We start from the raw sequence: 25816 nt of genomic DNA, 5'->3' as shown, positions 1-25816 counted from the left end.
TCTTAATCGAGGTGCGAAAGTAATAAATTTTGAATTATTGTGTGAGTATTTATTGAAAATTCATGAAGTTTATTAGATAAAAGGTAAAAAAAGAGGAGTAAAAAATACTCCTCTTTAAACTAAAAAATTAAAAATAAAAATAAAGACTATTTAAATCCACCAAAATAGACTTCTTTAATAAAAATTCTATTCCCAAAAACAGGATTTATATCAATTTTTTCTCTCAGTTCTTGATATACAGTTTCTCCATTAAAATCTTCAATTTCATAAGCGACTTTATAAGGCAAACTACCTGTATTCAAGGCTGGCACAATGCGATAATCCGAAAACAGTTTTCTTTCAAAAAAGCTTTTATTTCCATTGTCATATTCAGTTTTTTCGGAAGCAACGATAGTATGACTCTCTTTGTCAATAAACAAATGATAATCCGTTTTAGGAATAGTTCTATTCGCTGCATTTAATGTTTTCTCAAAATAGTTCAAATGGTAACACATTTTTCCTTCAACCATCTCATCGCCCAAAAGCTCAAAATCATTCCATAAATCAAGTCGTAAATCAGAAATAAAATTAATCAAATCAACATTTTTGGACAGCATATTGTAGCCATATGAACTTTCCTTTGTCCATTTTGCATTAACTCCGCTTTCGCGATCATCGTGACTCCAAGCCTCGGGCCCATTTACTATCTCATAATAATTTTCAGGCATTTTTTTCTTCAAAAGATAATTTGTGCTTGTTGCCCATTTTTCTTCTGTTTGAGAAACCCTATTACCTTCAATAAAAAGTTTAGATAACATATGTGCTTTTTCAATACTTTTCAGAGCATTACTCCCGCCTAAACTAGTAATAACTTTAGCTAACAAATCTGGTTTAGATTGATACGGAATAGAGTCAAGCATATTAAATCTTTGCACTTTAGACTTAATTAGATTAGCTTCTCTATTGGCTTTTTCTATTTCCCAGTCTGCTTCTTGTTGAGCAATTTTCTCAAAGAAAGCAAGTCGCATTTCCTCTTTTTCTTCAGCTATTTTAAGGCCTAACTTTTTAAGCTCAGCAAAACGAGTAGTATGGCTTCTAATCATTTTATCTACAAAAAAAGCATTCTTAACTCGATTAATAATTGCAGTCCCTCTAGAATCTAATTTATCGTTCTCAATAAGCAAATTGGCAAACTGCAACGCTTTCTCTTTGTTTTCAAGTAAAAAATAGGATTGTGCTAAATTATTAAGAACAATAAATCTTATGTTTTCGTTTGCTGGCAAAGGTGGATATTTAGTTAACAAACCCTCCAAGTAATGTAAATGAGGTAGCAATGCTTTTTCATCTAATCCTTTTTCGAGTGTTACTTTTTGCATTTGTGTCGAAATTTCATTTTCAAAATCAAGCATCTGCTTATATTCTGGATGATCTTTGGAAGTTACAAATTCAAATTTTTCTTTTGATTCTCCTTTACTGTATCCAAATTTATAATTAAGATAATTCTGAATTTTATCTACTGATTGATAAATTACTTTATCTATTCCTAAATTTTCTATATCATAATCTTCCTTTTGTTCTGCGTTTCGAATAGACTGACTACTTGCAACTACAGCTTGTTTAAGATTACTCTTTTGATATTCAGTACCAACAACATAAGGTTCTATTGTATTAAATTCCTCAGATAACAAAAGTTTATCTGCACATTTTGCCTCAACTTTTATTTTAACATTATAATTTGAAGATATTGCATACTTCCATATGTTTTGCTTTTTATCAAAAGTACTATCAATTTTAGTGGCAGTAAATTTTGGCAAAGCAATGGTCAAATAAATCTTTAATTTTCCGTTTGTAGGGTCTTTTATAAAACCATTAATATTAAAATAGTTTTTCTTTAAAATAAGTTCTTCTTGAATTAACTCCTTATCCATCTGATAAAAAGTGGTTTGTGTCAAAACATTATCAAGAATTGGGAATGAAGAATATTGAATTGTTGGTATGTAGAATTTTTTTTTCTTTGAGCTTATTTTTTCTTGAGCTTGAATTGAAACAATTACAAGCAAAAACATAAAGAGTAATTTTTTTTTCATGGCTAAAAAAAAGGCCAACAGATTAACTTTCTGATGGCCTTTGTATTTTATTTTTTATTAAAAATTTGAATTGAACTATCAGAAACGTAAAAAATGTTTTGCGTTGCTGGATCAATTTCATATTGTGGACGATTGTTATTAAAAGTTATCTTATCTAATTCCACTCCGTCAATCTTTCTAACTTTTACAAGGATTTTTTCTCCTGTTTGAGCTTTGGCAAAAATATAAGAAAAGTCACGATTCTGTTTCATTGCATTAAAGCGAGAACCAAACTTCTCAGCAACCATTCCTAATGCAGCAGCACCTGCAGCATAACCTTCGGCCTGAGCCATGTTGGTTTTATCTCTTTCACGAATTGTAACAGTTTGTTTATTCCCGTTTTCATCACGAGTCTCCATTGTCAATTCACTTCCTTTCATGGCACTGCCAAAAGCAGCAGCCCCCATAGCAAAACTTCCAACTAATGCAGCACTCTTTAACAAACGTCTTCCAGTTTCACCTGGTTGACTATAGGTAAGATGATATTTTACGGTTCCATCCATATTAACCCCCATAACCTCAACTGGACCAGAAAGCACTACTCCCCAAGGAAACAGTTCAATGCTATTCAATTCTTTTTCATTTTTGATGTTAACTTTTGCGAATGGCTCCGGCTTATCATCAATAGTTGGGTTAAATTTGTATAACTTTTCATCATTATATACTAAATAAGAATTTGATGTTTCTTCAAACGTAGGTAAAACTGGACGGCTCTTATCAAATTCAATATTACGCTTCCATAATTTTTTTCCAGACTTGTAATCAACCATATTCCCGTAAGTACCTGTAAGATACATTACTTTTTCTCCTACTTTTCCTAAATAGTAAATAGGATCTTCTTTATCATCTGAGATTTCTATAAACTTCTTCCATAACTTTTCGCCTTCTTTATTTATTAGCATCATTTCGTTTTCGGCTACATAAAGAAAATCTTGATCGATTGGGATTACTCGTTTCAAACCATCACCGCGAGCATCTTTTTTCCATATTTTTTCTCCTGTTTTTAAGTCATAGAAATTAAAACCACTAAAATGTGCAATTAATAATTTTGATCCCCAATCTTCAAGATAAACTACTTTCTTGGTTTTAATAGACTCTTTCCATATACTTTTACCGTTATCAGTACTCAACACATTTAAATACTCTTTTGTTGAAAAAATGCCTTGGCTATTAACTACTACAATATTTTTATCATTTTGCGTTAAAAAGAATTTTGTATATTCTTCATCATCAGCTTTCCAATTTAATTTACCCGAGCTTCGATCAAATGAATACAATTTTCCATACAGCAAATAATAAATTACTGAACCATTTACTTTGGCGATATTAGTATTTGCGGATTCTTTTAAAGAAAAACTAAATAAAGATTTTGCTTTGTCAACTATGGTATTCCATTTTAACTCACCAGTTTTCATGTCCAATAAAGCAATTGCCATATCACCATCCTTCTTTAAAGTAAGTAAATATTCATCAGTTTCTGGTATAAAATCAGATTGAATTACCCAAAACGATTCTTTCGATGAATTATATACAATTTTACCTGTGTCAGTATTTACAATGATATATTTGTTATTGATGTAAGCCTCAACATAAGGACTACCTCCAACGCTTGTTAAAGCCTTTTTGTCTTTAAAAATATTACCAAAATCAGGATCTTTCATGATGTCTCCAACAGAAACACTTCCAAAATCCTCTTTAGTAAGTGTCCATACTATTTTTTTTGTTTCTGGGTCTAATCCTTTTACAGTACCGCCTTCCTTAAAAACTACTATACCAGTAATTTCATTTTGCACTAAATCTTGCACGGGATTATCTGTCGTAATTATTTCGTCGTATTTTCTTTGCGAAATTGCAGAAAAACCAACCAATAAAAGTAAGATAATCGAATAAGTAAATTTCTTCATTTTAATTTTTTGTAATTAATAAATAGGGATATACTGTGACTAATAAATCACAAGCGAATATATAGATATAATTAAACTTATGAAAAAATTTCTTTCAAAATATCTAACGATTTTGGCTTTTTAAAACCATCAAGATGAAAACTATAGTAATCAATTAGAATTTTGAGTAAAAGTTGACGTTCGGTGACCTGAAACACTTTTTGATCAGAATCTAATTTCAAATCAATCAATCTCTTTAGCAAATTGGACTGATGTTCAGATAATGAGCTCATGGCTTGGAACAAAGAAAAAACTCCTTCATTCATTTCAAAAAAAGGCAAATCTTGATCAGAAGTATCGGGATAGAACCCTAAGAACTTGGTAATTTCGAGCATTAAAATCAGATGAAAATTACTCGTTTCGTTGTGCGTATCGAGCCATTGTAAAGCTGCTTCGAGATACTGAAACAAATCCTCGTTTTTTTCTTCTTCGTGAATGGCGTGATGCAAAATCTCGGAAAGAAACAGCACCATAGTACTTTTTACAATATCCAAAGGAATGGTTTGAAACGGTATGGCCGTTTTGATTTCTTTAAAATGCTCTAAAGTTCCTTTGTTTTTATGTACAGCTTCAATTTCTAGGATTGATAACGGTTGAAAGTAGGCAATTTTTTGATTGTTTTTCTTTCCAGAAAATGCATCTCTGACAAAATAAGATTTTAGACCATGAGACTGGGTAAAGCACTTCACAATCAAGCTTTTTTCTTGAAATTTTAAAGTAGATATTACGATGGCTTTGGTTTTTACTAACATAGCCCCCTAACCCCCAAAGGGGGAATTAAATGAGTGAAACAAGCACGGATTTTTAGAAATCGTCAAAACAGTATTTTTTAGTTTTTATAAAAAAGAATTTTGGAATTTAAGTTCAGGAATTTGGTATGTAGCATTTGATATTTACCTTATAATCATCACTTTTTTCACCTTGGTTTCGATACCATCCTCGGCGGAGATGAAAATCATATACACACCTGAAGCCACTTTATACTTGCCAAAAGCGGTGGTATCCCATTCAATTGTTCCTCCTTGCGAAATTGCTTCGTGCACTAAATTACCTTCTATGTCGGTTATTTTTACATTAGCACGATCCAAAAGTCCAGCTATTTTAACCGTTCCGCTAAATTCAGGGCGAACTGGATTGGGATAAACATAGGCGTCATTCAAAGAATCACTAGCTGCTGTGGCTACTCCCTTAAACGAAATCATCCCTTTGGTCGTAGCAATATAAACTTCGCCTGTAACTGAATTGATTCCAATATCATTAATAGTATTACTTGGTAATGGTGAATTATTAGTAGTGAAATGATAAATCGTTTTTTGTCCATTGGATGACAATAAAAAAACACCTGAATCTGCCGTTCCTACCCATTTATTGTTGGCACCATCTACTACTATTGCATTTATAAATTGCTCAAAGAGCAACTCCTGAGCCACCTCATCTTCTAGAATAATAATGGGTTTGGTAGTAAGTGCTGTAGTATTTTGAAAATTATTCACATTAGATAACACGCGTAGTCCCTTGGTGGTACCAATCCAAAGTTGATTATTAGTATCTATAGCCAAAGCTCTAACATCTGTTGTAGGTAGGTTTCCTTTGTCTGATCCAAAAGTAATTTTCTTAAAAGTGGGTGTACCCAATTCGTTAAAAGCAAGTACTCCATCAGTATTAGAGGCAATCCATTTGGTACTATTTTTATCGATGACCATTCTTCCCATACTCACATCAATGCTTTTTTCGGCGATAGTATTCAAGGAATAACTTTGCCATTGTCCATTACTTCTCAAGACTTTTAAGCCATTTTCGATTCGGGAATTGGTCACCCAAAGATTCCCTGATTTGTCAAACACTGTTCCGTTAATACGAACATCTATATACGTTGGCCCTAAAAAAGCAATCGATTCTAAACCCGAATTGGTTTGGTTATACAAAAAACTGGGCACTTCATTTTCTATCCGCAATAAACCCGAAAAAAAAGAACTTGCATAAACTTTAGTCTCGTCATTTGGATCAATAGTTATTCTTGAAATAGATTTAGCTCCCAAAACCTCATTTGCAGGAATTGATAACCAACCCTGAGTATTGAGACGGCTAATGCCATATAAATTAGGACCACTGTTGTTATAAGAATAAGGATTGTAGTCACCAGTATAACCTCCATACACTCCCCAAAGTGCATTTGGAGTAACTTGAAAAGAAAAAATAGCGTTTCTGAGTGGTCCTGAAGGCGTACTATCTACGATTGGTGAGCCTACAGACAATGTCGTTTCTAATAAACCATTTTCTTTGGTGCCCAAAAACAAAGTAGCATTTACGATGGTAGCACACGTAAAAACAGGATTTTTGTCCAAAACCTGGTTGCTATTTACTTGTTTTACCAAAAGCAATCCTGACCCGAAGACCGAAATTTGACTGGGAGTAGTTACCAGTAAATAATTAGCATCAGCACGAAAATCAACTATAGGCGAACCAAAACTTTGAACAACAGAGAATGAATTCAGTCCATATTTATAAATAGTACCAGTAGCAGTTGAAGCGTACAAATCTGTTCCAAAAGCAGTTATTCCAGACCAATTATCAGACAAAAGCAGTGTCCATTGCTGATAATCTATTAGATTTGGATTTGTAAGAACTGCACGACGAATTCCATTTTCGGTGGCAGCATAAATATTTCCTTCAAAAATAGCGGTTTGCTTCACTGAAATCTCCTTTCCTAAGTCGCCAATAAAGTAGGTATCACCAAAAAGTTGTGTATTCAAATTGAATTGTACTATACCAAAATCACAAGAAACATAAAGAATTCCTTGATATTCCAAAAAGTGATTGATTTTTTTGATATTAGCAGGTAATTGTTTGTTTATAATATCGACCACTTTTAGGAGAGAACCATCAGCTTCATTAATCACAATTAAAAGACCATTTTCATAACCCACAATCGTTTTGTTGAAAGCAGCACTATGATACAAAGCGGATATCGTCAAACCCGAAAGCCCATCGATAGTCGTGGTAGTTTTTAACCTATTTGAAAGTGTGTTTTTTGAGAACAGCGCATTCTCAGCAGCAGCAAAAAGATTAGAATTGGATTGCGCTACATCTTTGATTTCGCTATAAGAAAAGTAACCCTTCCATGATAATTGATTTTGTGAAAAACCAACATTAAGGACTAATAAACAACAAAAAAACACGACTATTCTTCTCATGAGTTTTTTTCAAATGAATTACAAATATAGTACAAACGAAAGTTTTTGATTTTTGTTCTTTAAGGAATAAAAAAAGCCTTCTTCTGTTTCCAGAAGAAGGCTTTGACTAATTAACTTACTACTACTATACTACTCCTTGTGCCAACATAGCATCTGCTACTTTCACAAATCCAGCAATATTAGCTCCTTTAACATAATCAACATATCCTGTTTCATCTGTACCGTATTGTACACATGAATCATGAATATTCAACATGATGTTGTATAATTTTTCATCTACTTCTTCAGCTGTCCAGCTTAAACGAAGTGAGTTTTGAGACATTTCTAGACCAGAAGTAGCTACACCTCCAGCGTTTGACGCTTTTCCAGGTGAGAATAAAATTTTCGCTTGGTGGAAAGCTGCAATCGCTTCTGGCGTAGATGGCATATTAGCACCTTCCGCTACAGCGATACAACCATTGGCTAATAAAAGAGCCGCTTCTTCTCCGTTCAACTCATTTTGAGTGGCGCAAGGCAGAGCGATATCACATTTTACTTCCCATGGACGTTTTCCAGCCACATATTTTGCATTTGGATATTTAACTACATATTCGCTAATTCTTCCACGTAATTCATTTTTCAATTCCATTACGAAAGCTAATTTTTCAGCGTCAATCCCGTCTGCATCATAAATATATCCTGCAGAATCAGATAAAGTAACCACTTTACCACCTAACTGAGTTGCTTTTTGAGTAGCGTATTGAGCAACGTTTCCGGAACCAGAAATAACCACAGTTTTTCCTTCAAAAGAATCTCCTTTTGTTTTCAACATACTTTGTGCAAAGTAAACTGTTCCGTAACCAGTTGCTTCAGGACGAATTAATGATCCTCCGAAAGAAATTCCTTTACCAGTTAACACTCCTGTAAATTCATTTCTTAATCTTTTGTATTGACCAAATAAATAGCCAACTTCTCTTCCTCCAACACCGATATCTCCAGCAGGAACATCCGTATCAGCACCAATATGTTTGGCCAATTCAATCATAAAACTTTGACAGAATCTCATAATTTCATTGTCTGATTTTCCTTTAGGATCAAAATCAGAACCTCCTTTACCTCCGCCCATTGGCAAAGTAGTTAAACTGTTTTTAAAAGTTTGCTCAAAAGCTAAGAATTTCAAAATACTTAAGTTTACTGAAGGATGAAAACGTAATCCACCTTTGTATGGACCAATGGCCGAATTCATCTGGATACGATATCCGCGATTTACTTGTGTTTGCCCTTGATCGTCAATCCAAGTAACTCTAAACATGATTACGCGCTCAGGCTCAACCATGCGCTCTAAAAGCATTTTGTTTTGGTATTTTTTATTTTGTTCGATGAAAGGAATTACCGTTTCGGCAACTTCTAGTACTGCTTGCAAAAACTCTGTTTCGTTCGGATTTTTTTTGGTTACCGAATCGATAAAATTAGTAATACTTTGTGACATGATCCTAATGATTATAAAAACGTTAAAAACGTACTGTTACTGATTGCAAATATACGTCTTAAACGTAAATTTGACCTATTTTTTTATAAAAAAAAGAAAAATTATCTTTTATTTAACCATTTTCAAAGAAATACAAAAATCAGAAGGTAGTTTTTACGAAAACGTTATAGTATGTGTAAAGAAAATGAATTTTAGTTAATAATAATTGGTTTAACTTTTACCGCCTATTTTGTGTTATTTGTTTTTATATATTTGCGCCCAATAAAAAGGCCCTCAAATGTTTAAAAAATACTTGCCAACTCTAATAGCATTGATTTCAATCATCAATGTATCCAATGCTCAATTTAATCTTGCCCATGAAATAGGAGTTACTTTTGGCCCTGTCGCATTTCAATCAGACTATGGCGAAAGACATGATATGGAAACCAATGCCGGTAATACTGGATTTGCAGCTGGATTAGTACATTACATTAATTTTTCATCAAGAGCTAATTACGACACCTATTTTAATAACCATTTTAAAATTCGTTCTGAACTCTCTTATAGCTCAACTGACTTTAGACATTTTGGCACATGGGTAGAACAAGGGAATAATTCATTAGGAAAACAACAATTACGAGCGATGAGAGGCGCTTCTAAAGTTATGAATCTGGGTATACAAGGAGAATTTCATCCTATAAAGATTCACGATTTTGAAAATACCATTGGTGCATTTGGGCCTTATGGAAGTTTAGGACTTGCCTATAGTTTTTATAATGCAGAAGCAACTTCTACTTTAGGTCCTTTGGGTACTCCAGATACAACACTTCCAAAATATTTGGCTCCTTCAGATGGAAGACCGAATGGATTTTCTAACGAAAGTAAAACCGTTTTGTCTGTCATTGCTGGTATTGGTACTAGATACAAACTGACAACCATGAGCGACTTAATGGTAGACATGCGTTTTCAATACTTTACTTCGGACTGGGTAGATGGTTTAAATCCTAACAAACAACAATACAAAGAAAATAAAGCCAATGATTGGACTGTTTGGTTCAATATAGGGTACATTCAATATTTAGAATTTTAACATTATTAGATCATTCATAAAAAAGGGCTCAATTGAGCCCTTTTTTATATATAACCTTTTAGGATAACGCTTGCTCTAAATCAGCTATCAAGTCTGAGGCATCTTCTATCCCCACACTCAATCGAACCAAATCATCAGTAATCCCTACTTCCTTTCTTTTATCTTCAGGTATAGAAGCATGAGTCATCAAAGCTGGGTGATTAGCTAAAGATTCTACACCCCCTAACGATTCTGCCAAAGTGAAAACTTTTAATTTTTCTAAAAAAGCAATTGCATCTTCTTTTTTACCAGAGGTAAAAGTAAAAGAAACCATCCCGCCAAAACCATTCATTTGCTTTTTGGCAATGTCATGAAACGGATGCTCTGGCAATCCAGGATAATATACTTTTTTTATTTTTGGATGAGTATTTAAAAAAGCGACTACTTTTTCACCATTTTCACAATGTCTTTGCACACGTAAATGCAAGGTTTTTATACCTCTTAACACCAAAAAACTATCCATTGGCCCTAAAGTTGCTCCAGTTGCAAATTGCTGAAAATGCAATTGATTACCTAATGCTTCGTCTTTTACAATTAAAGCCCCAGCAATAACATCAGAGTGTCCTCCTAAATACTTGGTTGCCGAATGCATTACAATATCGGCTCCTAAATCTAAAGGTTTTTGTAAATAAGGCGTGGCAAAAGTATTATCAACCGCAAAAAGAATATTGTTTGCTTTTGTTATTTGAGCAATAGCAGCAATATCAGCTAGTTTCATTAATGGATTCGTAGGTGTTTCAACCCAAACCAACTTTGTATTTTCGTTGATTAAAGATTGGAATTTCTCTAAATCATTCATGTCAACAAAATGAAACTTAATTCCTGAATCTTTGTAGATTCTGGTAAACATGCGATAAGTTCCGCCATACAAATCATCCATAGCAATGATTTCGTCGCCCGCTTTGAATGATCTTAAAATACAATCTGTAGCTGCTAACCCCGATGAAAAAGCCAAACCTCTGGTTCCGTTTTCGATACTTGCTAATGCATTTTCTAATGCTGTTCTGGTAGGATTTGCCGCTCGGCTGTATTCATAATCAGGATGTAAAGGTTTTCCAGGACTCGTTTGCACAAATGTAGATGTTTGATAAACAGGTGGCATTACCGCTCCTGTACTTGCATCATGATGCTGTCCTCCATGAATTACTTTTGTATTGAATTTCATTGGTTTAAATTTTAAAATGACTGTTGCTTACAAATGCAAATTTACCGTTAAATATTGACAAAGCAACTGCACTCTAAGTTACCTTTGTATACAATTAACATATTCGAGTTATGAAACAATACATACAAAGCCTACTATTACTCGTGGTATTAAGTAGTTGTTCGAATGAAATACGCTTTGATAATAAAGAGTTCATCCAAAAAAGCACATTACTGTGTAAAGAAAATTGTCCCGAAATAAAAATAACAATTCCGTACGCCAAGAACAACAGTATTGCAGCTGATAGCCTTAACAAAAAAGTGTTTTCGGTTATAAAAGATTTGGTTTACATCGAAGAAGAACCACTAAAAAATGAAACCTACGAGACATTGATTTCCTCGTTTATCCAATCGTATGAGACCACCAAACAAGAAGCACCAGACGCTACTTTTGGTTGGGAAGCCAACATCGAGGGAACCATAAAATATCAATCTGAACAACTTATCAATATCGAAATTGACCACTATACTTTTACGGGTGGCGCTCACGGATATGAAGGCCTACAATCTTTGCTCTTTGATCCAAAAACTGGAAAAACAATTCCTAATGTCGCTTTGTTCCAGAATCTTTCAGAACTAAAAAATATGGTTGAAAAGAAATTTCGAACCAAATATCAAATACCACTAAAGGGCAGCATCAATCAAACAGGCTATTTATTTGAAGACGATACCTTTCAATTGCCTAAAAATATTTTTTTTACCAATGACGGTCTTTTGTTTCACTACAATCAATATGAAGCCGCAGCTTATGCAGAAGGACCTAAAACCCTTTTTATTCCCTATTCTTCGCTAAAAAACTATCTTGTTTTGAAATAAAAAAGTGCTTCAAAATCAAATCAGATTTCGAAGCACTTTTTCTATTTGTGTCGTGTTCTTTACACGAACTTACGAAGACTCATTAAAATTCCGATATGTAAACCTTCATGAAAAGCATTGAATTGGATTGCTTCTTCAACAGTATGCAAAGTAAAACCTGTAGAAGTAGGGTATTCAGTAAAATTTTGAAAACCCTTGTTATCGTAGTCGCTTCTCATTTGTTCTACGGTTGAAAAAAGTAAACTCTTAATCAAGTCAACTTCTTCTTGAGTAGCATCTTGTTCTGGCTTGGAGCCTTTACGGTATTTCTCTACCAAATCATCTGAAACCAGCATTGGCAAACCTGATAATTTGTATACTAATAGCTGTTGTGTCACCACGATATGAGCAATGTTCCAAAATATAGTATTAGAAAAACCTTCAGGAATTGTATTCAATTGTTCTAGAGTATATTTTTCAAGATAAGGAGCAGCCATTTTTCGGCTTGTTGCTGTGAGTTCAAATATTGCGTTCATTATTTTTATTTTTTGGATAAAAATACTCATTTTCCGTCTAAATGAATTTTCTTTGCAGCACAAAAAAGCAATCCAAATGAACAAAATATATTACTTAGCTTCTTGCGATACCTGCAGAAAAATCATAAAAGGATTACCAGCCAACCATAATTTGGCTTTTCATGATATTAAGCAAAACCCAATAACTCCAGAAGAGTTAGAAGAAATGTACCGTTTATCAGGAAGTTACGAAGCTTTGTTTAGCAAAAAAGCCCAATTGTACAAATCGATGGATTTAAAAAATCAATCCCTTACAGAAGCCGATTTTAAAAAATACATTTTGGAACATTACACCTTTTTGAGCCGACCGGTTTTTATCATTAATGACAAAATATATATCGGTAATAGCCAACAAAACATTCATCAAGTTCATTTAGCATTGGCCCATGTCTAAAAGAAAGCTTGCCTTAATTGGTGCAACCATCGTTTCGATTATTTACGGAGTAACTTTTACCATTGCCAAAGACGTCATGCCTGCTTATATAGATGCCTTTGGGTTTATCTTGCTTCGAGTAGGCGGTTCAGTGCTGCTTTTTTGGCTAACGTGGCTTTTTATGCCCAAAGAAAAAATTGCCTTGGGAGATTTTCCTAGAATTATTGCTGCTGCTTTCTTCGGAGTAGCATTCAATATGCTCACTTTTTTTAAAGGATTAAGCCTAACTTCACCTATTTCTGCTGCAGTAATTATGGTTTCAACACCAATGATTGTACTGGTTTTATCAGCAATAATAATGAAAGAGCGCCTAAAAAAAAGAAAGGTTTTTGGAATTGTCCTAGGCCTGTTCGGTACTGCTTTATTGATTCTTTACGGCAAATCGATTGGTAGTGCTAGCAATGCTGGATTGGGTAATTTCTTAGTATTGGTCAATGCAATTTCTTATGGTTTTTATCTCATCATTGTAAAAAAATTAATGCATACCTATAATGCCTTTACCTTTGTAAAGTGGATTTATCTTTTTGGTTTCTTGATGGTTCTACCATTTGGATGGAGTGAGTTTAATGCTGTCAATTGGTCTTTAGTGCCTACTTCAATCTACTGGAAAATAAGTTTTGTTGTAGTTGTTTCGACTTTCTTAACTTATTTATTAAATTTACTTTCAATGAAAGAATTAAAACCTACTACGGTGGCGGTTTTTATTTATTTACAACCTCTTTTTGCGACGATTTTTGCTATTAGTTTAGGAAAAGACGAACTGAATTGGGTCAAAATAGGAGCGGCTATTTTAATTTTTTCGGGCGTTTATTTGGTAACACAAAAGCCCCCTAACCCTCAAAGGGGGAATTGAGAAGCCATTATTTCCTAACTTTGAGCTTAGGCTTCTTTTTACTTATCTTTACAGCTTTTTATACAAACATATGATACAATCCATGACCGGTTTTGGTAAAGCAACACTTCAATTGCCAACCAAAAAAATAACAATAGAAGTAAAATCCCTAAACAGTAAGGGATTAGATTTGAATGTAAGAATGCCCTCTTTATACCGCGAAATGGAATTGGGATTGCGCAATCTAATTGCTTCAAAATTGGAAAGAGGAAAAATTGATTTCTCTATTTACATTGAAAGTACCGCTGAGCAAACCTCTACTCGAGTGAATGTTCCAATTGTAAAAGCTTATATCAATCAATTACGGGAAGTTTATGCAGATGCTGATGAAACCGAATTGATGAAGATGGCCGTTCGTATGCCGGATACTATGAAAGTCGAACGCGAAGAAATTGACGAAAGTGAATGGGCTACTATACAAACTGTAATCGAAGAAGCACTTCAAAACATTTTGAATTTCCGCAAAGACGAAGGCGAGTCTCTCGAAAAAGAATTCCAATTGCGCATCGGAAATATTCGTCAATTCATGAACGAAGCTTTGGCTTTAGACCCAGAGCGCGTTCAAGCTATCAAAGAACGCTTACAAACCGCTATTGCTGAATTGCAAGTAAATGTTGACGAAAATCGTTTTGAACAAGAGCTCATTTACTATTTGGAAAAACTAGATATCACGGAAGAAAAAGTACGTTTAACCAACCATTTGGATTATTTCCTAGACACCATCAAAGGAACGGAAGCTAATGGTAGAAAACTAGGTTTTATCACTCAAGAAATGGGTAGAGAAATCAACACTATGGGTTCTAAATCCAATCATGCTCAAATGCAAAAGTTAGTCGTTCAAATGAAAGATGAATTGGAGAAAATCAAAGAGCAAGTGTTGAATGTATTGTAGCTCCTAGGAAAATTATAGTATAAAAATGAAAAAAGGAAAATTAATAGTTTTTTCAGCTCCATCTGGTTCGGGAAAAACAACAATCGTTAGACATTTATTAGGAAAAGAAGATTTGAATTTAGAATTTTCTATTTCGGCAGCTACCCGTTTGCCTCGTGGTGAAGAAGTAGATGGTAAAGACTATTACTTTATGTCTTTAGAACAATTCAAAAAACACATCAAAGCAGAAGAGTTTGTTGAATGGGAAGAAGTGTATCGCGATAATTTCTATGGCACTCTAAAAAGCGAAGTGGAACGCATTTGGGCCATGGGCAAAAATGTGATTTTTGATATTGATGTGGCCGGCGGATTGCGAATTAAACATAAATTCCCAGAAGAAACCTTGGCTGTTTTTGTGAAACCTCCTAGTGTTGATGAATTGAAAAGAAGACTCAAAGAACGCTCAACCGAAAGCGAGGATAAAATCAACATGCGCATTGCCAAAGCCTCAGTAGAATTGGCTACCGCTCCACAATTTGATGTGATTATTAAAAATTACGATTTGCCTGTTGCACTTGAAGAAGCGTATCAATTGGTGAAGGATTTTGTAAAATAAGTAATTAGACAAAGGTTCACAAAGAAAAATTAGAGAAGTAAAAAAACTAATGCTTCTTAGTGAACATTTGCATAACTAGAAAAATGAAAATCGGACTATATTTCGGCACTTTTAACCCCATTCATGTGGGCCATTTGATTATTGCCAATCATATGGCAGAACATACTGATTTGGACCAAATCTGGATGGTAGTAACGCCACACAATCCGTTAAAAAAGAAAAGTACGCTGCTTGACGATTATCATCGGTTACATATGGTGCATTTGGCTACAGATACCTATACAAAAATAAAGCCTTCGGATATCGAATTTAAATTACCGCAACCCAATTATACGATTACTACACTGGTACATTTACAAGAGAAATATCCAGAAAACGAGTTTGCTTTAATCATGGGCGAAGACAACTTAAAATCCTTGCACAAATGGAAAAACTATGAAGCCATTTTAGAGCATTATTCCATTTATGTCTACCCTAGAATCGAAGCCATAGAAAACAACCAAAAAGCAATTGATACTGGAGCCGAAAACCCCTCTTTTGCCAACCATCCCAAAATCAAAATCATAGATGCCCCAGTAGTTGAAATTTCGGCTACTTTCATTCGCAATTGCATCAAAAAAGGCAAAAACATTCGCCCTTTATTATCGCATAACGTTTGGGAATATCTAGATCATAATAATTTTTACAAAAAATAATTACTCTAAAACCTCTTTTACAACAATAGCTATTTCTTGAGCAATAGCATTTAAATTATCATTCTTTCCTGATAATAAAAATAACGGTGTAGTAGGCATTTTTGGACTATCCCATACCAATTGTAACTCTTTGTCCCGAATCTTAGATGCAACATTACAATTCCAAACCACACTTACCCCCGTGTTTTGAGTAAGAATTGCAATCATTTCACTTTCTGACGGAATGATATAATTGGCTATAATCGCTGGCCTTTTTTTATTAAAAACATGCAACCAAAACAACTTAATGTGCGGTATACCCGAATCATGACTGTACCAACGCTGATCGTTCATCCAGTGTTCTATAGCCACTAAATCATTGGTAGTAATGTTTTCTTTTACGATTTGAATATCAATATCTGGAGTAGCCACAACGACTTGTTTTATTTCTCCAATTCGCTGCTGTAGGGTATCAAAAGTATCATATTGTTTGGTTACTATCGCAAAATCTATTTTCTTGGAATTTACTAAATCAAATAACTCCTCGTTGTTCCCAAAAGTGAAGTCAATAAAATCAAATTTTGATACTAATGAACTACCAAAACAGCCCAACAAATGCTTAGAAATTCCAATAGACAATAACCGATTAGTATTGAAGGCCTTAGCCCTAAAACCGTTTTCTACATTTTCTAAGCGATCCAAAGCATCAATGATTAAGTTATTGAGTAACTTTGCATATTCCGTTGGCACCACCCCTTTTGATTTACGGTTGAATAATGTATATCCTACATGGGCTTCAAGCATAGCAATTTGCTGACTGACTGCAGGCTGACTAATGAACAACTCCTTAGCGGCTAACGAAAAATTTCCGTTTTTGTATACTGATTTGAACGTGCGATACCATTCTAAATTTACCATTGCTATAAATATATTTATCACAAACATAATTTAAATTATTTTTACTAATACCATATTCGCTATAAATTTGCAGTCTCAAATTAAAACAAGCGATGAAAAAAAGCACCTTATTATCGATTCTAGTAGTAACCTTGAGTTGCTTTGTAGCAACTGCACAAAAACAAAATAAAAAGATGAAAAAAGTATTATTTGTAGTTACCAGCCACGATCAATTAGGTAACACAGGAGAAAAAACAGGATTTTGGACAGAAGAATTTGCTGCTCCCTATTATGCATTGGCCGACAAAGGTGTTCAAATTGATATTGCTTCACCTCTTGGAGGACAACCACCAATTGATCCAAAAAGTGCTGATCCAGCATCAGCGACTGAGGATACTAAACGATTTGATGCAGATGCAGTAGTTTTAGAAAAACTAAAAAACACCAAAAAACTAGCCACTATTAATCCTGCAGATTATGATGCTGTTTTTTACCCTGGAGGTCACGGTCCATTATGGGATTTGGCCGAGGATACAACTTCTTCAGACTTAATTGCTACTTTTTACACACAAAATAAACCAGTAGCATTTGTATGTCATGCACCTGCTGCCTTAAAAAACGTAAAAGTAAATGGCCATTTCTTGGTTAAAGGTAAAAAAGTGACTGGTTTTACGAACTCCGAAGAAGCAGCTATTGGATTGACCAATATCGTACCTTTTTTAGTGGAAGATATGTTGCAAAAAAATGGTGGTTCTTTCAGTAAAGCTGGCGATTGGCAAGCATACGCCATAGAAGATGGTTTATTGATTACAGGACAAAATCCTGCTTCATCAAAATTAGTTGCCGAAAAATTATTGGCTCAATTGCATTCAAAAAAATAGGAGAGAATCTCTAAGAAGGTAACTTACTAAAGTTTATATGTTTTTTTTTAAACTCATAATCTTAGTAACTTAGTAACTCTTTAAAATAAAAAAAACATCATGTTAAACTTCGAATTATACAATCCTACGAATTTAATTTTCGGAAAAGGACAAATAGAAAAAATAGGAACTTTGATTCCTGCTGAAGCTAAAATCTTATTGGCTTACGGAGGTGGAAGCATCTTCAAAAACGGTATTTATGACCAAGTAAAAGCAGCACTTCCTGATAGAAATATTGTTGAATTTGGTGGTATTGAACCCAATCCTCATTACGAAACATTGATGAAAGCGGTAGCGGTAATAAAAGAACAAAATATCGATTTTATTTTGGCAGTAGGTGGCGGTAGCGTCATTGATGGCGTGAAATTCATATCGGCAGCTGTACATTTTGAAGGCAACCCGATGGATATTTTACAGAAACGCTTACTCATCAAAGACCTTAGCAAAGTAGTTCCTTTCGGTACGGTTCTAACAATTCCTGCTACAGGATCAGAAATGAATTCAGGCGCTGTAGTAACCATTGAAGCTACTCAAGAAAAATTGGCTTTTGGCGGAAGTGCTTTGTTTCCTAAATTTTCCATTTGTGACCCAACAGTAATTGTTTCATTACCAAAGCGTCAACTACAAAACGGCGTTGTAGATGCCTACACTCACGTATTAGAGCAATACCTGACCTATCCACATGAAGGTTATTTACAAGACCGTATTTCCGAAAGTATTTTGCAAACTCTAATCGAAATCGGACCAAAAGTAGTAGAGAATCCTACAGATTATGCTTTGGCCTCAAACTTTATGTGGAGTTGTACTATGGCGCTCAACGGACTAATCCAAAAAGGAGTTCCTAGCGACTGGGCTACACATATGATTGGACACGAATTAACGGCTTTGTATGGAATTGATCACGCCAGAACATTAGCGATAATTGGTCCTAACTTATACAAGGTAATGTTTGAAACGAAAAAAGCCAAACTGGCCCAATATGGTCAACGCATTTTTAATCTTACTGGAAGTGAAGACGAAATTGCTAAAGAAGCTATCAACAAAACTGTTGCCTTCTTTCATACAATGGGAATGCAAACCCAACTGTCTGATTACACCAAAGATTTCGAAAAAACAGCCGATTTTATAGCAAAAAGATTTGAAGAAAGAGGTTGGAAGGGCTTGGGAGAAAAACAAAACATTACTCCTGAGAAAGTTAGAGAAATAGTTGCTGCTAGTTATTAATTCAAAAAATAGCATTCATAAAAAAAGGCGTTTTATCAAAAATAAAGCGCCTTTTTCAATTACTAAAAAACAAAACTAACTAAACCAAACATAATTTTAAATCAATAAAAATCTAATTATTAATAACTTACAACGTACAGCTCAACTATTTATTGTGCAAAAAATATTTTTTTTTTAATAATTTAAAAATACCTTTAAAATCAATAGTTGAGTCAGTTTTACTACCTCGGCTATTGAAATTAATTTGTGTAATTACTAGTATTTTGAGTACTTTTGATGAAATTTAATAAAAAAATGGCCGATAAATTAAAATTTGCAGTAATTGGTGGAGGAAGCTGGGCAACTGCTATTGCTAAAATGTTATGTGTGAACCAAAAAGAAATTTGCTGGTACATGCGCAACGAAGTCGCTATCGATCACATTACAACCTACAAACACAATCCCAATTACTTAAGTTCAGTTGAATTTGACACAAACAAGCTCATCCTAACTTCGGATATCAATGAAGCGGTCGCATATGCTGATTACCTAATTTTTGCCATTCCATCGGCTTTTTTAGAGGGAGAATTGTCCAAAATAACTGTTCCCCTAAAAGACAAAATCATCTTTTCAGCCATCAAAGGTATTGTTCCAGAAACCAGCTTGATTGTTGGAGAACATTTTCATATTCAATACGATATCCCTTACTATAACATAGGCGTAATTACAGGTCCTTGCCACGCCGAAGAAGTAGCCTTAGAACGACTTTCCTATCTTACAATTGCCTGTGGTGACCCAGATAAAGCAAAAAAAGTAGCCGAAAATTTATCAGGAAACTATATCAAAGCCAAAATATCAGATGATATTATTGGTACAGAATATGCGGCTATGCTTAAGAACATTTACTCAATAGCAGCAGGTATTGCTCACGGTCTGGGTTATGGTGATAATTTTCAATCGGTGATTATGAGTAATGCGATTCGTGAGATGAAAAAATTCATCAAAAAAGTTCACAAAATGAAACGTAACATCAATGATTCTGCCTATTTAGGCGATTTATTGGTAACAGGATACTCCGTTTTTTCTAGAAATAGAATGTTTGGTAACATGATTGGAAAAGGTTATACTGTAAAATCAGCTATGATGGAAATGAGTATGGTGGCCGAAGGATATTATGCCGTAAAAAGTGCTTACAAACTCAATCAAGGTTATGGGGCAAAAACTCCAATTATAGATGCTGTGTATCAAATTCTATATGAAGGAAAAGAAGCCAAAGCCGTCTTTAAAAAACTAACCGAAGAATTGGACTAACCTTTCACTAAAATATTTGACTGAAAAAATAAAAAATGGCAACTGTAACATCAACAGTTGCCATTTTCACAAAAAACACATAACTAACTAACCTAAATAACAACCACAAACTTTTTCGGAGAATCATTCCTATTTACTTAAAAGCAATTGGCATGCCTAAGTAAAAAACTCTTTATTTTCAAGGGTTTGACTATATTTAGGGTAGTAAAACTGTCCATTTAATGGAATTTTTTTTGAATTTTGGACAAAAAATACCATTGGGAGTTCCAATGGTATTTTTTTTACTATAAATCATCAATAGATTATCTTACAATTACGCCATCAACGAAAAGGATAGGCACTTCTTCCATTTCGGCCTCATTAATGCTATTGGCTTTGAAAATGAATTTTTTATCGTACAAAGTGCCATCAATAAAATAAGTCACCATAAACTCGTTATTGAGTGTAAGTAAACTTTTCTCAATCATTTCTATTTTAACAACAGAAACAGCCGGTATTTCAACAAAAGCGTGACGTAAAAGCGACGTTTTCTTCATTTCCCCATCAATCGTTCCAAACGCTTTAGAAACGACCATAACGCCTTCTAAATTAAAATCACTATCGTTTACCAAGTAGGCGTACCACACTTTTTCCATAAAGTCGTCGCTCCATTCTTGAACGGCAGCTATAAATACATTTTCTACAATCGGTATGATGATGTCTTTTTTCATTTTTAACAGAACCCTTTCAGAGTTTAAAACTCTGAAAGGGTTATTTTTAAATTATAGATTTAAATTGCTCTAAGAAACGTACGTCGTTTTCATAAAACATACGGATATCACCAATTTGATACAACAACATTGCGATACGCTCTACCCCCATTCCGAAAGCAAAACCGTTGTACTCATCTGGATTGATACCACAATTGGTTAAAACATTAGGGTCTACCATTCCACAACCACCAATTTCTAACCAACCTGTACCTTTGGTAATACGATAATCGGTTTCGGTTTTTAAACCCCAGTAAATATCTATTTCGGCACTTGGTTCTGTAAACGGAAAATAAGAAGGTCTGAGACGGATTTTTGACTTTCCGAACATTTCCTTCGTAAAATACAAAAGTGTTTGTTTTAAGTCGGCAAAAGACACGTCCTTGTCAATATACAGCCCTTCTACCTGATGAAAAATACAGTGCGAACGTGATGAAACCGCTTCGTTACGAAATACACGTCCTGGAGAAATCGTACGAATAGGTGGTTTGTTGTTTTCCATATAACGCACTTGAACAGATGACGTATGCGTACGCAACAACACATCAGGATTGGTTTGAATGAAAAAAGTATCTTGCATATCACGAGCCGGATGGTATTCAGGCAAGTTCAAGGCAGTAAAATTATGCCAATCATCCTCGATTTCTGGACCCTCAGAAACATTGAATCCTATGGTCGAGAAAATATCAATAATTTGATTTTTTACTAAGGATATCGGGTGACGTGAACCTATAGTGATAGGCTCTCCAGTACGAGTCAAATCACCATAAATACCTTTGCTTTCTTGCTGATTTTCTAGACCTTCCTGAATCGATTTTACTTTATCTTCAGCAGTAGTTTTCAATAAATTGATAACTTGACCAAATTCTTTTTTCTGCTCATTGGGAACATTTTTGAACTCGGCAAACAACTCTTTCAAAAGTCCTTTACTGCCTAAAAATTTAATTCTGAAAGCTTCCAATTCAGCACCATTTTGAGTAGAAAATGCTTGTGCTTCTGCAATGTATTCTTTTATCTTGTCTATCATTTTCATTCCATAATTGAGGTGCAAATTTAAGCAAAAGTTAGAAGTAGGAAGTTAGAAGTGGGAAGTTTTTTTGAGATTCCTATAACTAGGAGCTGAAACATTGGGTTTTTTAGTGAGCATAATTCCTGCTGTACGCTATATCTGTAGCGCTGAACCCCAGCGCTACAGGATGCCGCTTCCATCAGGGCTATAGAGCAGCCAATTGCTTTTTTGGGTACATTTATTCAATCACCTCGCGTTCTACGAAATAATTCACAATGGCTTCTTTCATCAAAACGGTTTGTTCACCGGCTTTCAAAGGTGGTAATTCTTCTTTTATTTTATAATGTGGCCAACCTTCATCATCAAAAAAATCAAACTCATAAAACCCATAAGGTTCCAGCAATCTGCAAATAGCAATATGCATCAGGTTTACCTTTTCATCTTTCTTAAAATCGCGGTGCACCTGACCCAACTCTTGAACCCCAATCAGGTAAATAATAGCATCTAAATCCAAATCTTCACCTTGCGAAAATCGATCCGACAATAGGGTAACCAAGCGTTCCCAACGTTCTTTTAACTGTATATCTCTAGACATTATTTTAAAATTTAGGAATTAGGATAAAAAATTAGGGGTAAGTTACCAACACTACTTTTCAATACTAACTATTTTCGGCAAAGATAAGCACTTGAAAATTGAGTTACGGTATCGCCTATTTCTTTTATATTTGCCGTTTTAATTTTTTACCCTTAAAATATGACTTTTTTTGATCTTTTAATCGGTGGTTTATTGGCGTATGCCTTGTTCAAAGGCATTCAGAACGGCCTTTTTGCCGAATTGGCTTCTTTGGTTTCTTTGTTAATTGGAATTTACGTAGCGGTAAAATTCTCAGCACTTATGGCGTCCATAATTTCAAACATTGTAAAATGGAATCCGTATACAATACAAATAGTGGCTTTTATACTGACCTTCATTGTGGTGGTCGTAGGTATTTATATGCTAAGTAAATTTTTTACAGGTCTAGCCGATTTTGCTTATTTGGGTTGGATCAACAAAGTTGGCGGTGGTGTGTTTAGAGTGTTGAAATTTGTATTAATTATCAGTGTATTTTTGACCATTTTCGAAAAAATCAATTACCATAATTTCTTAGCTAAAAAGGAAACCTTGGATAAATCACTATTCTTTAATCCGATACAAAAAACATCTGCTTTTATTTTTCCTTCTTTAGAGAAACTATACGATAAAGCTAAAAAATAAGGTTCTTTATTTAAAGTATACAAAGGCGCCCTTGGAATATAGAATTTCAAGGGCGCTTTTGTATATAAATCGTTAATTATTTTACTTCTTTTATTGCACTAGCATTCAACCAACCCTCAGTACCATCGGTAAGTTGCACTTTTCGCCATTGCTCTAAATTTTCCAGTACATAAACCTTAGCGCCTTCGTGTAAGGTTATAACCGCTGGACTGGAATTCTGCGGCTCGCTTTTGACTTCTGTCATAGCTGCGAAAAGGATGGCTGGTCGATCATTTTTAAAATGACTTTGTTCAAAATAACCCGCAAAAACGCTTATCAAAACGAGTAGCAATCCAAAAAACATCCCAAAGAAAAAAACACGTTTCGGTAAAGAAGTTTGAGTAAAGTAATACCCTAAAAAAAGTAATAGCACCACCACAGCAAATCCTATAGCTATCCACGCCCAAGTATCATAATGAAAGAATGCCGTGAAATCGTGTACCAGTTTCTCGAAACCTACTTTGGGAACGACTTTAATCTCGTCTATGGTTCTTTTTTGGGCAAACTTCAGATTGTTTAGAATTTCAGCATCATTGGGTCTTAAAACCAAAGCTTTCTCGTAATTATAAATCGCTGGCGCGACTTGATTGAGTTTGTAATAACAATTGCCCAAATTGAAATACAAATCAGCCGATTCTTTTTTATCCGTTTGCACCACCGATTCATAGGCCTGAATGGCTTGCTCATATTGCCCTTTTTTGTATAAAGCATTACCGGCTTCAAAACTATTTTGAGCAGTTAAAAAACTGGTTATAAACAACAATAAATAAACTATACTTTTCATAGTGGTTACACAATTTGTTTTTCTAATCCCGAAATAATTTCGATGGCTTTATCAAAATCCTGCTGAATGGAAGCACTAGAAGAAGGCGCATAACGCGCAATCTCACAATTCTCGGTCAAAGCAATAAAATCATTTACAGCCTCAGGATTCGCTTTTCTAGACAACAACAATTCTTGAATGTTATCTTTACTCATTTCTGAAGTTTCAATGTGTAATTTGGCTTTTAAGAAATTATGCATCGCTTTTTCGAGTGCCACATAGAACAATTCTTTGTTCGCAATTTGTTTTTTGGCCTCCGATAAATATTTCTTAGCCAATTTATTGTTCATTTTGATTCGGTTACCAAAGACATCGCTATCTATGGCTTCTTTTTTCTTTTTGAAAATCACAATCAAAGGAATAATTCCAAAAGGAAGCAATAACAACGCATAAAAGCTATTTGAGCCTAGGAAATCTTTTCCGTGAACGTCTTCAAGCTCTGTTTTGAGCTTGATGAATTTGAATTGCTCCAGATTACTAATCTTATTTTTAGCCGTGCTCGCCACTGCGGTACTGTCTGTAGCAGTCGGACCATCTAAAACAGTCACTAAAATTTCTGGAGAAGTAATCGTTTTGTAGGTGCCCGAATTCAAATCAAAATAAGTGAATTGCATTGGTTTGATCGGATAGGTTCCTTTGAACTGCGGAATAATAGTATAACTATCCGAAATCTTGCCTGCCATTCCAGAAAGTGGCGTATTTACGGATTCCGTATGAACAGGATCATACATTTCTAGGGCGTTTGGAACTACAGGTTTGGGTAAGGTGAATAATTTAAGATTTCCTTTTCCAGCGGCACTTACTACCAATTCTAAACTTTCTCCATTGTGCAGCGTTGTTTTGCTTGGTGTAACTTTAAAATCAAAACTTCCCACGGCACCAGAAAAATCTGCTGGCTTGCCCGATTCTGGCAATCCTTTCACCGCAATAGTTTTTGCTCCTGTAGTTACATTCTTAGTTACATCTTTTACAATAAATTGCCCAAACATATCTCTTCTATTGGTAGGCAATTGAACAGGTATATCTAATGAAAGTGGCTCTATCACTAACTTCCCTGATTTTTGAGGATACAAAACTGTTTTGCGAAGGACTACATACCTAAAACGTTCCCCTCTAAACATTCCCTCTTCAGGAACCAATTGCTTGATATCAATATTTTGGCTCCAAAAATCATTATATTTTGGTTTACTCTTTTCTTCCCAATTTACCCCAATTCCGATATTGTAGCTGAAATACAATTTATATACAACGGTAATGGGCTCGTTGATATACGGATTGGTTTTAGAAACATCAGCAACTAAATACAAATTATTATCGGCAGAAATTTGGCCGTCATTCTCTTCCTGACTTTGCTGTACAGCATTGGTCACAGTAATCTTTACAGGAGATGTTTTATACACCTGACCATTAAACTCAATCGCAGCTTGCTTAATCACTAAAGCTCCTTTTTTAGCGGGTACCAAAAAATAAGAATATACTTTTTCAAAAGAACTTCTTCCGTTGACCCAAGATTGACTCACTTGTTGGCTAGGTCCGGCAATGATTCGGAAGCCATCAAACGAAGGTTGAATAAAATTATCACCATCTACATTCATAATAAAATCAACACGAAGGCGTTCGTTTAATGCCAAAGTGTTTTTACTCACTCGTGTCTCGAACTGAACTTGAGCCAAGAGTGGGTTAGCAATTATAAAAAGTGCAACTGCAATAAATTTTTTCATTTTAAAATGCGG

Annotated in this window: 24 protein-coding genes; 11 read left to right on the top strand and 13 right to left on the bottom strand. The window is 34.6% G+C overall.

The window, feature by feature from the left end:
* Positions 1-146: 146 nt before the first annotated feature.
* The 5 genes from ACZ1AQ_RS14130 to gdhA form a co-directional block, all read right to left on the bottom strand.
* Positions 147-2066 (bottom strand): hypothetical protein, encoded by a 1920-nt coding sequence (locus tag ACZ1AQ_RS14130; RefSeq protein ID WP_489633510.1) that lies wholly within the window; start codon positions 2064-2066, stop codon positions 147-149.
* A gap of 47 nt (positions 2067-2113) precedes the next feature.
* Complete coding sequence (locus ACZ1AQ_RS14125; RefSeq protein WP_489633509.1) at positions 2114-4009, bottom strand: outer membrane protein assembly factor BamB family protein; 1896 nt, start codon at positions 4007-4009, stop codon at positions 2114-2116.
* A gap of 77 nt (positions 4010-4086) precedes the next feature.
* On the bottom strand, positions 4087-4800 hold the full coding sequence (gene recO / locus ACZ1AQ_RS14120; protein ID WP_489633508.1) for a DNA repair protein RecO: 714 nt from the start codon (positions 4798-4800) through the stop codon (positions 4087-4089).
* 141 nt (positions 4801-4941) lie between these two features.
* Positions 4942-7242: a type IX secretion system anionic LPS delivery protein PorZ gene (gene porZ, locus ACZ1AQ_RS14115; protein WP_489633507.1), complete on the bottom strand. Its 2301-nt coding sequence runs from the start codon at positions 7240-7242 to the stop codon at positions 4942-4944.
* A gap of 124 nt (positions 7243-7366) precedes the next feature.
* The gene (gdhA, locus tag ACZ1AQ_RS14110; RefSeq protein ID WP_489633506.1) at positions 7367-8710 is read right to left on the bottom strand and encodes an NADP-specific glutamate dehydrogenase; all 1344 of its coding nucleotides are present in this window, start codon (positions 8708-8710) and stop codon (positions 7367-7369) included.
* A gap of 277 nt (positions 8711-8987) precedes the next feature.
* Between gdhA and ACZ1AQ_RS14105 the strand changes: the two genes are divergently transcribed.
* Positions 8988-9779: a THC0290_0291 family protein gene (locus ACZ1AQ_RS14105; RefSeq protein WP_489633505.1), complete on the top strand. Its 792-nt coding sequence runs from the start codon at positions 8988-8990 to the stop codon at positions 9777-9779.
* A gap of 58 nt (positions 9780-9837) precedes the next feature.
* Here the strand turns inward: ACZ1AQ_RS14105 and ACZ1AQ_RS14100 are convergent, their stop codons facing one another.
* On the bottom strand, positions 9838-10983 hold the full coding sequence (locus tag ACZ1AQ_RS14100) for a cystathionine gamma-synthase (protein ID WP_489633504.1): 1146 nt from the start codon (positions 10981-10983) through the stop codon (positions 9838-9840).
* A 110-nt stretch (positions 10984-11093) separates the two neighbouring features.
* Between ACZ1AQ_RS14100 and ACZ1AQ_RS14095 the strand changes: the two genes are divergently transcribed.
* On the top strand, positions 11094-11837 hold the full coding sequence (locus ACZ1AQ_RS14095; protein ID WP_489633503.1) for a DUF3298 and DUF4163 domain-containing protein: 744 nt from the start codon (positions 11094-11096) through the stop codon (positions 11835-11837).
* Positions 11838-11896: 59 nt separating this feature from the next.
* Here ACZ1AQ_RS14095 and ACZ1AQ_RS14090 read toward each other — a convergent pair whose 3' ends face one another.
* Complete coding sequence (locus ACZ1AQ_RS14090; RefSeq protein WP_489633502.1) at positions 11897-12352, bottom strand: DinB family protein; 456 nt, start codon at positions 12350-12352, stop codon at positions 11897-11899.
* Positions 12353-12428: 76 nt separating this feature from the next.
* Between ACZ1AQ_RS14090 and ACZ1AQ_RS14085 the strand changes: the two genes are divergently transcribed.
* The 5 genes from ACZ1AQ_RS14085 to nadD all read left to right on the top strand — a co-directional run bounded on the left by ACZ1AQ_RS14085 (position 12429) and on the right by nadD (position 15898).
* A complete protein-coding gene (locus ACZ1AQ_RS14085; RefSeq protein ID WP_489633501.1) occupies positions 12429-12785 on the top strand; it encodes an arsenate reductase family protein in 357 nt (118 codons plus the stop codon).
* Entirely contained in the window at positions 12778-13677 is a 900-nt protein-coding gene (locus tag ACZ1AQ_RS14080) for a DMT family transporter (protein WP_489633500.1), read from the top strand. The genes ACZ1AQ_RS14085 and ACZ1AQ_RS14080 overlap by 8 nt, the downstream gene beginning before the upstream one ends.
* Positions 13678-13747: 70 nt before the next feature.
* Entirely contained in the window at positions 13748-14608 is an 861-nt protein-coding gene (locus tag ACZ1AQ_RS14075) for a YicC/YloC family endoribonuclease (RefSeq protein WP_489633499.1), read from the top strand.
* 25 nt (positions 14609-14633) lie between these two features.
* A complete protein-coding gene (gene gmk / locus ACZ1AQ_RS14070; protein WP_438062681.1) occupies positions 14634-15203 on the top strand; it encodes a guanylate kinase in 570 nt (189 codons plus the stop codon).
* A gap of 83 nt (positions 15204-15286) precedes the next feature.
* Positions 15287-15898 (top strand): nicotinate (nicotinamide) nucleotide adenylyltransferase, encoded by a 612-nt coding sequence (gene nadD / locus ACZ1AQ_RS14065; protein WP_489633498.1) that lies wholly within the window; start codon positions 15287-15289, stop codon positions 15896-15898.
* Here the strand turns inward: nadD and ACZ1AQ_RS14060 are convergent, their stop codons facing one another.
* Positions 15899-16795 (bottom strand): LysR family transcriptional regulator, encoded by an 897-nt coding sequence (locus ACZ1AQ_RS14060; protein ID WP_489633497.1) that lies wholly within the window; start codon positions 16793-16795, stop codon positions 15899-15901.
* 92 nt (positions 16796-16887) lie between these two features.
* Here ACZ1AQ_RS14060 and ACZ1AQ_RS14055 point away from each other — a divergent pair, with 92 nt between their 5' ends.
* The 3 genes from ACZ1AQ_RS14055 (at position 16888) to ACZ1AQ_RS14045 (ending at position 20208) form a co-directional block, all read left to right on the top strand.
* A complete protein-coding gene (locus ACZ1AQ_RS14055; RefSeq protein WP_489633496.1) occupies positions 16888-17655 on the top strand; it encodes a type 1 glutamine amidotransferase domain-containing protein in 768 nt (255 codons plus the stop codon).
* Positions 17656-17754: 99 nt separating this feature from the next.
* Positions 17755-18918 (top strand): iron-containing alcohol dehydrogenase, encoded by a 1164-nt coding sequence (locus ACZ1AQ_RS14050; protein ID WP_489633495.1) that lies wholly within the window; start codon positions 17755-17757, stop codon positions 18916-18918.
* 294 nt (positions 18919-19212) lie between these two features.
* Positions 19213-20208, top strand: coding sequence for an NAD(P)H-dependent glycerol-3-phosphate dehydrogenase (locus tag ACZ1AQ_RS14045; protein ID WP_489633494.1), 996 nt, complete (start codon positions 19213-19215; stop codon positions 20206-20208).
* Between the two features lie 302 nt (positions 20209-20510).
* On the opposite strand, the gene ACZ1AQ_RS14040 is transcribed toward ACZ1AQ_RS14045, so the two are convergent.
* The 3 genes from ACZ1AQ_RS14040 to ACZ1AQ_RS14030 form a co-directional block, all read right to left on the bottom strand.
* A complete protein-coding gene (locus tag ACZ1AQ_RS14040; protein WP_489633493.1) occupies positions 20511-20918 on the bottom strand; it encodes a hypothetical protein in 408 nt (135 codons plus the stop codon).
* 46 nt (positions 20919-20964) lie between these two features.
* The gene (gene pheS / locus ACZ1AQ_RS14035; protein ID WP_489633537.1) at positions 20965-21984 is read right to left on the bottom strand and encodes a phenylalanine--tRNA ligase subunit alpha; all 1020 of its coding nucleotides are present in this window, start codon (positions 21982-21984) and stop codon (positions 20965-20967) included.
* Positions 21985-22204: 220 nt separating this feature from the next.
* Positions 22205-22561 (bottom strand): hypothetical protein, encoded by a 357-nt coding sequence (locus tag ACZ1AQ_RS14030; protein WP_489633492.1) that lies wholly within the window; start codon positions 22559-22561, stop codon positions 22205-22207.
* A 159-nt stretch (positions 22562-22720) separates the two neighbouring features.
* On the opposite strand from ACZ1AQ_RS14030, the gene ACZ1AQ_RS14025 reads away from it, so the two are divergent.
* Positions 22721-23221 (top strand): CvpA family protein, encoded by a 501-nt coding sequence (locus ACZ1AQ_RS14025; RefSeq protein ID WP_489633491.1) that lies wholly within the window; start codon positions 22721-22723, stop codon positions 23219-23221.
* A 76-nt stretch (positions 23222-23297) separates the two neighbouring features.
* On the opposite strand, the gene ACZ1AQ_RS14020 is transcribed toward ACZ1AQ_RS14025, so the two are convergent.
* Both ACZ1AQ_RS14020 and ACZ1AQ_RS14015 read right to left on the bottom strand, forming a co-directional pair.
* Positions 23298-24044 carry a tetratricopeptide repeat protein gene (locus tag ACZ1AQ_RS14020; RefSeq protein ID WP_489633490.1) on the bottom strand — a complete coding sequence of 249 codons (747 nt, stop codon included), beginning with the start codon at positions 24042-24044 and terminating at the stop codon, positions 23298-23300.
* A 5-nt stretch (positions 24045-24049) separates the two neighbouring features.
* Positions 24050-25804 (bottom strand): BatD family protein, encoded by a 1755-nt coding sequence (locus ACZ1AQ_RS14015; RefSeq protein ID WP_489633489.1) that lies wholly within the window; start codon positions 25802-25804, stop codon positions 24050-24052.
* Between the last annotated feature and the right edge of the window lie 12 nt (positions 25805-25816).

The organism is Flavobacterium sp. UM26 (genome assembly GCF_057922445.1).
The sequence above is the reverse complement of the archived record's forward strand: the minus strand, read 5'-3'. Positions and strand labels throughout refer to the sequence as shown.